4 protein-coding genes are annotated in these 5,993 nt (G+C 65.2%); all 4 read left to right on the top strand.

Translation table 11 applies throughout. The annotated features are described in order from the left end of the window. Nucleotides 1-799, top strand: a 799-nt coding sequence (locus tag JCM9942_RS09685) for a FecR family protein (RefSeq protein ID WP_054659319.1), incomplete at its 5' end; no start/stop codon positions are given. A 218-nt stretch (nucleotides 800-1,017) separates the two neighbouring features. Next, nucleotides 1,018-4,131, top strand: a complete 3,114-nt coding sequence (locus tag JCM9942_RS09690; RefSeq protein ID WP_054659321.1) for a TonB-dependent receptor — start codon at nucleotides 1,018-1,020, stop codon at nucleotides 4,129-4,131. 102 nt (nucleotides 4,132-4,233) lie between these two features. Next, nucleotides 4,234-5,478 carry a TlpA disulfide reductase family protein gene (locus tag JCM9942_RS09695; RefSeq protein WP_054659323.1) on the top strand — a complete coding sequence of 415 codons (1,245 nt, stop codon included), beginning with the start codon at nucleotides 4,234-4,236 and terminating at the stop codon, nucleotides 5,476-5,478. Between the two features lies 1 nt (nucleotide 5,479). Further along, nucleotides 5,480-5,993 (top strand): protein-disulfide reductase DsbD domain-containing protein (locus JCM9942_RS09700; RefSeq protein WP_218185476.1); only part of this gene is annotated, 514 nt, incomplete at its 3' end.

Below are 5,993 nucleotides of genomic sequence, written 5' to 3' on the forward strand. Positions count from 1 at the left end.
CCTGGCCGCCAGTGTTGTGCTGTGTGCGGCTGCGGGTATCGGGTGGCGACTGGCCGCCCCGGCCGCGCCGGCCCAGGAATATGCCAGCGCCATCGGCGAGCAGCGCACCCTGGTACTGGCTGATGGTTCCACGGTGCTGCTGGCACCGGCCTCGCACATCGCGGTGCAGTTCTCCGAAGGCGTACGCGATATCGAGCTGCGCGAAGGCGAGGCTACCTTTGACGTCGCGCACGACACCGCGCGCCCGTTCCGGGTACATGCCGGCAACAACACGGTGCAGGCCGTGGGCACCCGATTCACGGTCAACCGCCTGCCCTCCGGAACGCGGGTGGCGGTCACCGAGGGCAAGGTCAAAGTGACCGCCAGCAAGACCGGCTGGCTGCAGTCGCTGTTGGACGAGCCGCCGGCCACGATCATCGACAAGGACAGTGTCGCACTGGAGTCGCTGGGTCGCCCGGCGGCGTTGGCCGCCGGTGAGCAGGCCCGTATTCCCCAGGGGCAGCAGGCGTTGCTGCGGATGCCGCTGGAAGTGCCCAGCGCAGCACCGGGCAGCCTGCGCCGGTTGAATTTCCGCAACGACACGCTGGCCGACATCGTCGCCGAGTTCAACCGCTACAACCCGCGTCAGATCGTGGTCGAGGACGAGCAGGCACGCCAGCAACGCTACAGCGGCGTGTTCAACGCCGATGATGCCGAATCGTTCCTGCAATTCCTGGAGTGCTGCTCGGCGCTGCGGGTCAGTCGCGAGCCCAATCGCAGCGTGGTGACGCCGCTTGCCGAGGGCACAAGCCGCCAGTAAGCCGCGGTACAGCAGGGGTCCGGATTTTTTCGAAAATATTTTTGCCGGCGAGTACCCTTTTCGCCCCGTTGGACACACGGATGTAACAAGAGGCTGGTTTCGCATGGCGCGGAGCCGGTGGCTCGACATCCAGTCGATGGTTCACTCGGGGCGATCTATCTATGTGTTCTCGCAATAGCTTTCGTAAAAGTGTTCTGGTCCAGGCGGTCGCGGTCGCATTGCTGGCCGGTACCGGTACCGCTGCATTCGCACAGGAACAGGTAGCCGCGCCGGTGGCCGTTGAAGCTGCCTCGCGCGAGCTCGATATCCCGGCGCAGCCGCTGTCCTCGGCGCTGGAAGCCTTTGCCCAGCAGACCGGCCTGCAGATCGTCTACGGTACCGGCGCCACCGCCAGCAACGAACGTTCCGCGGCGGTGGTCGGGCGCTATACACCGGCCCAGGCACTGGAACAGCTGCTTGCGCCCACCGGCCTGGACCACCGCTTCATCAACGACAATACCGTCACCGTGCGCCCGCGCAGGGCGGCAGGCGAGGGGGTTGCCACCGCTGATCGCGCGGGTGCCGAAACGCTGGAAACCATCAACGTCACCGGCACCTATCTGAAGAACATCGATCCGGCCTCGCCGTTGATCGTGATCGACTCGCAGCTGATCGAAAGCCGCGGCTACGCCTCCATTGAGGATGTGTTGCGCAACCTGCCGCAGAACTTCTCCAACCGCACCGGCAGTTCGCGCGCGCTGGGCGAGCTCGAATACGGCAGCACGTATGGCGATGGCCAGTCCCTGCTGGGCTCCTCCGGTGCCAACCTGCGTGGCCTGGGCAGCCGCTCCACGCTGATCCTGGTCGACGGCCGGCGCCGTGCCGCCTCGGCACAGGGGCAGGGGGCCTATACCGACATCTCCTCCATCCCGGTCTCGCAGATCGAGCGCATCGAAGTGCTCAGTGACGGCGCCAGCGCCATCTACGGCTCCGATGCGGTGGCCGGGGTGATCAACATCGTGCTCAAGCAGTCCTACGACGGCACCACCGCGCAGCTGCGCCACGAGAACTCCAGCAACGGTGCCGATGTATCGCGTCTGGACCTTGCCCATACCTTCGGTTTCAAGAGCGGCCACCTCACCGCGGCCATCGGCCGTGAGCGCACTTCGCCGGCCGACGTCAATCAGCTGATCCACGTTGGTCCGGGAGGGCGCGGTGACCTGACCGATCTCGGTGGCGTCAACGGGCGTACGCGCAACAAGGGCCAGCCTGGGGTGGTGTACGAGTCGGAAGACTATGGCATCGGCTACCACTTCATGGGCGAGGTGATCGGGGTGATTCCCGGTGGCCAGAACGGGACCGCGCTGGATCCGGACAGCCTGCTGCCCTACGACCCGGCCACGGCACCGACCACCTACGAGCGGGGTCGCATCGGCGCCAAGGTCGACAACACCCATGCCCGCTTCAGCGGCGAGCACAGAATCAACGAAGACCTGCGCCTGAGCTATGGGATGAGCTATGTGCGCCAGTTGAACAAGGAGTCCTGGTCGCCGACGCTGTTCGATTTCAACCTGTTCGAGCACGGCTACAACGTCTACGTGCCCGAAGCCAATCCGTACAACAGTTTTGGCCGCGATGTGCTGGTCGGGTATTCGTTCGCGCGCGAGTTCTCGGACATGCGTCTGAGCGAGGACCAGAAGCAGACCAATATCGATGCCCATGTCGGCATCGACGGCAAGTTGCCGTTCGCCAAGGGCTGGGACTATGAGCTGACGTTCAGCGCTGGCCGCGAGAAGGGCCGTACCGATGCGCTTGCCGACCTGACCGGCTCGATGGGCATGGACGGCTACGAACGCACCCAGGCAGTCCTGCAGGGCCTGAACGTGTTTGGCGACGGGCGGGATGAGGCGGTTGTCGCGCAGAACCGCAAGCTGCTGGAGAGCCTGGTCGAGCGCTATGCCTACAACTTCCAGTCGCGCTCCAACGTGGTCGATGCGCTGACCCGCGGCGAGCTTTTTTCGTTGCCGGCCGGCAAGATCGAGGCGGCGTTCGGTGCACAGTACCGCGAGCAGAAATTTGCCCACGAGAGCAACCTGGGCGAGCGCCTGCTTGTGGAAAGCGACGGCACTTCGAAGGCGCTGTTCACCGAGATCGGCATTCCGCTGCTTAAGGACCAGCCGTTTGCCAAGCTGCTCAGCCTGACCGTGGCCGCGCGCCACGAACGCTTCCAGCAGAACGGAAAGAACGCGCTGCGTGACAGCTCCTATGGTCTTGGCCAGCTCGGCGGCTTCGATATCGATGCGATGACCGGCACCGTCAACAACGGTGGAGACGACCTGACCGGCACCGGCACCCATGTGTCGCGCGGTTTCAGCCGCACCAGCCCGCTGGCACGCCTGTCCTGGAAGCCGCTGGAGCAGCTGCGGGTGCGTGCGACCTGGGGCGAATCGTTCCTGGTGCCGCAGGCGCAGCAGCAGTTCGGCCAGTTGACCCTGGCCGATTACACCGGCCGCCTGATGTTCGGCGGCGTGCCGCTGCCCGAGGGCGTCAGCCAGGTGGTGGCGCTGACCGGTCCCAATGTCAATCTCAAACCGCAGGTGGCAACCACCAGCACCTACGGTTTCGACTGGACGCCGGACTTTGCCAGTGGTCTGCAGCTGTCGGCGACCTACAACCAGACCAAGTTCGACAACTACATCGGCGATCCGCTGTCGGGCCTGACCCTGAGCCAGGTGTTCAGCAACCTGGAAAACATGCCCGAGGGCATGTTCACGACGGGGGAGAACGGGGTGCTGCTGTGGGACAACCGCGCCGTCAACTTCCTGGGTCGTCGTTCGCGCAGCATCGACACCGCCGCCAGCTACTACTTCGGCAACGACTGGGGTGACTGGCGCGTGGAGTTCAACGCGGTGCGTACGCTGGAGCTCAGTGCGCGTTCGTTGCCGTCATTGCCGACACTGACCTATTCGGACAGCGAGCTGGGTCCGAGCAAGTGGGCCGGCGACCTGTTCGTCGGCTGGGAAGACAACTCCTGGTTCGCCTCGCTGGGCGCGCACTATTCGGCCGCGCACCGCGTGCTGTATCCGTTGTCGGCCACCGCCAACGACTACAACGATTTCACCCCGAACGAGAATCCGCGCACGCGCTCCGCCTCCTACACCACCTTCGATGCGCAGGTCGGCTACCGCAAGCTGCAGCGCGAGGGCTGGCTGGGCGGGGTGACGGCGCGGCTGGGCGTTCAGAACATGTTCGATCGCGCCTATCCGTTCGTCGACAACATCAACGGCTTTGTCTCCAACCGGGTGAACATCCGCGGCCGCGTGTTGTATTTCGATATCAAGAAAGAGTTCTGAGTCTCCCCGGGCCCGCGTCCTGGCGGCGCGGGCCCTGTTTGCCTTCCCGCGGCCATCGTCACCGGTCATCCGGTGTGCCGTATCTGATTTCAAGGATTACTGATGAACCTGTTCTCTACTTCATTGCGTGCCGGCGTTCTTGCTGGCGCGGTTCTACTGGCCCTGGGGCTGGCCGGTTGCAGCCAGGGCGAAGCCCCCGCACCTGTCCCGGCGGCCGCCGATGCCAAGCAGGCCTACAGCATCCGCGGCACGCTGGACGGATTGAAGGACGGTGAGGAAATAGCGTTGCTGGTGCCTTCGCAGGTGAGCGACCCGCTGGATATCACGCCGGTGGCCAAGACCACCGCGCAGGGCGGCAGCTTCGTCCTCAGCGGCACGGTCGAGCAGCCGGTACCGGCGCTGCTGCAGCTGGGCAAGCAGGGCACCGCCAAACTGGTCCTGGAAGCCGGTGAGCTGCGTATCGAAGCCGGTGAACTCGGCCCGGTGGCCAAAGGCGGGACCTATACCGAGCGCGTCTACGGCTATCTGCAGCGTCCGGACTATGTGGCCGCCTACAAGGCCAACCGCGAGGCCAACCGCACCGCCTTCGCCAATGTCGATGAGACGGACGAAGAGGCGATGAAGCGGGCGCGCGCATCCACGGTGCCCGCCTTCACCCACCTGCACCAGGTGAAGAACGACTACGACCGGGCGCTGCTGGAGAGTGATGCGCCGGACATGCTCAAGCTGCTGGTGCTGTCGGAGAACTACGACTGGAAGCGCTACGACCAGGCGCGTCGCGAGCAGATGCTGGCCCAGTACGCCAAGACCCTGGGGCCGCACCCGGTGATTGCGCAGATGCGGCACGCGGCCGAGGAACACCGGAAGTCGATGCAGCTGGCCGAGAAGTTCGGTCCCGGCAAGCCCTACGCCGACATCACCGCGGTGGATGTCGATGGCAAGCAGGTCAAGCTGTCCGAAGTGCTGGCCAGGAACAAACTGGTGCTGCTGGATTTCTGGGCGTCGTGGTGCGGTCCGTGCCGTGGCGAGTTCCCGCATCTGCTCAAGGTCTACCGCGAGTTCCATCCCCACGGCTTCGAGATCTACGCCGTATCGCTGGATGAAGAGAAGAAGGACTGGGTCAAGGCCATGCACGAGGAGGGCGGCACCACCGATCTGCCGTGGATCAACCTGCAGGCACCGGGCTTTGAAGCATCTGCCGCACAGACCTATGGCGTCACCCAGTTGCCGCAGAACTACCTCATCGCTTCCGACGGCACGATCGTCGGCGTCGGCATGCGCGAGTGGGATGTGGAGCGCGCAGTGCGTGCGCAGATCAAGAAGACTGAAAATGCGCAGGGGCTCTGAGTTGCTGTTGCGCATACTGCTGGGCCTGCTGCTGGCAGGCCTGCTGCCCGCCGTTGCCAGTGCCCAGGTGCAGGCTTCGCTGGTCGCGGTGGAACAATCGATCCAGCCCGGTCAGCCGCTGACCGTGGCGCTGCGCATGGAACACCGTGAGCACTGGCACAGCTTCTGGAAGAACGCCGGTACCGGACTGCCCACGCGCGTGCAGTGGGAGCTGCCGGAGGGCTGGCACACCGGGGCGATCCATTGGCCGACGCCGGTGCTGGTACGCGACCGCGAGGGCAACATCACCGGGCACGGCTACGAGGGACTGCTGCATCTGCCGATGCAGCTGACCGCGCCAGCGGGGCTGCGGCCGGGCAGCGAGGTCGAGCTGAAGGCGACGGCCCGCTGGCTGATGTGCGAGACGGTGTGCATTCCGGGCAAGGCGCAAGTGTCGCTGCGGCTGCCGGTCAGTGCCGATACGGCACAGGCCGATACGCAGGTGCAGGCGGCGCTGGCGGCGCAGCCGATGCCGG

Origin of the sequence: Stenotrophomonas pictorum JCM 9942, from assembly GCF_001310775.1 — a bacterium.
In the GTDB taxonomy this organism is placed as follows: Bacteria; Pseudomonadota; Gammaproteobacteria; order Xanthomonadales; family Xanthomonadaceae; genus Stenotrophomonas; species Stenotrophomonas pictorum.

Excerpts from the sequence above, each read along its gene's own strand:
- JCM9942_RS09695 (WP_054659323.1), top strand. The coding sequence starts at position 4,234 with ATGAACCTGTTCTCTACTTCATTGCGTGCCGGCGTTCTTGCTGGCGCG.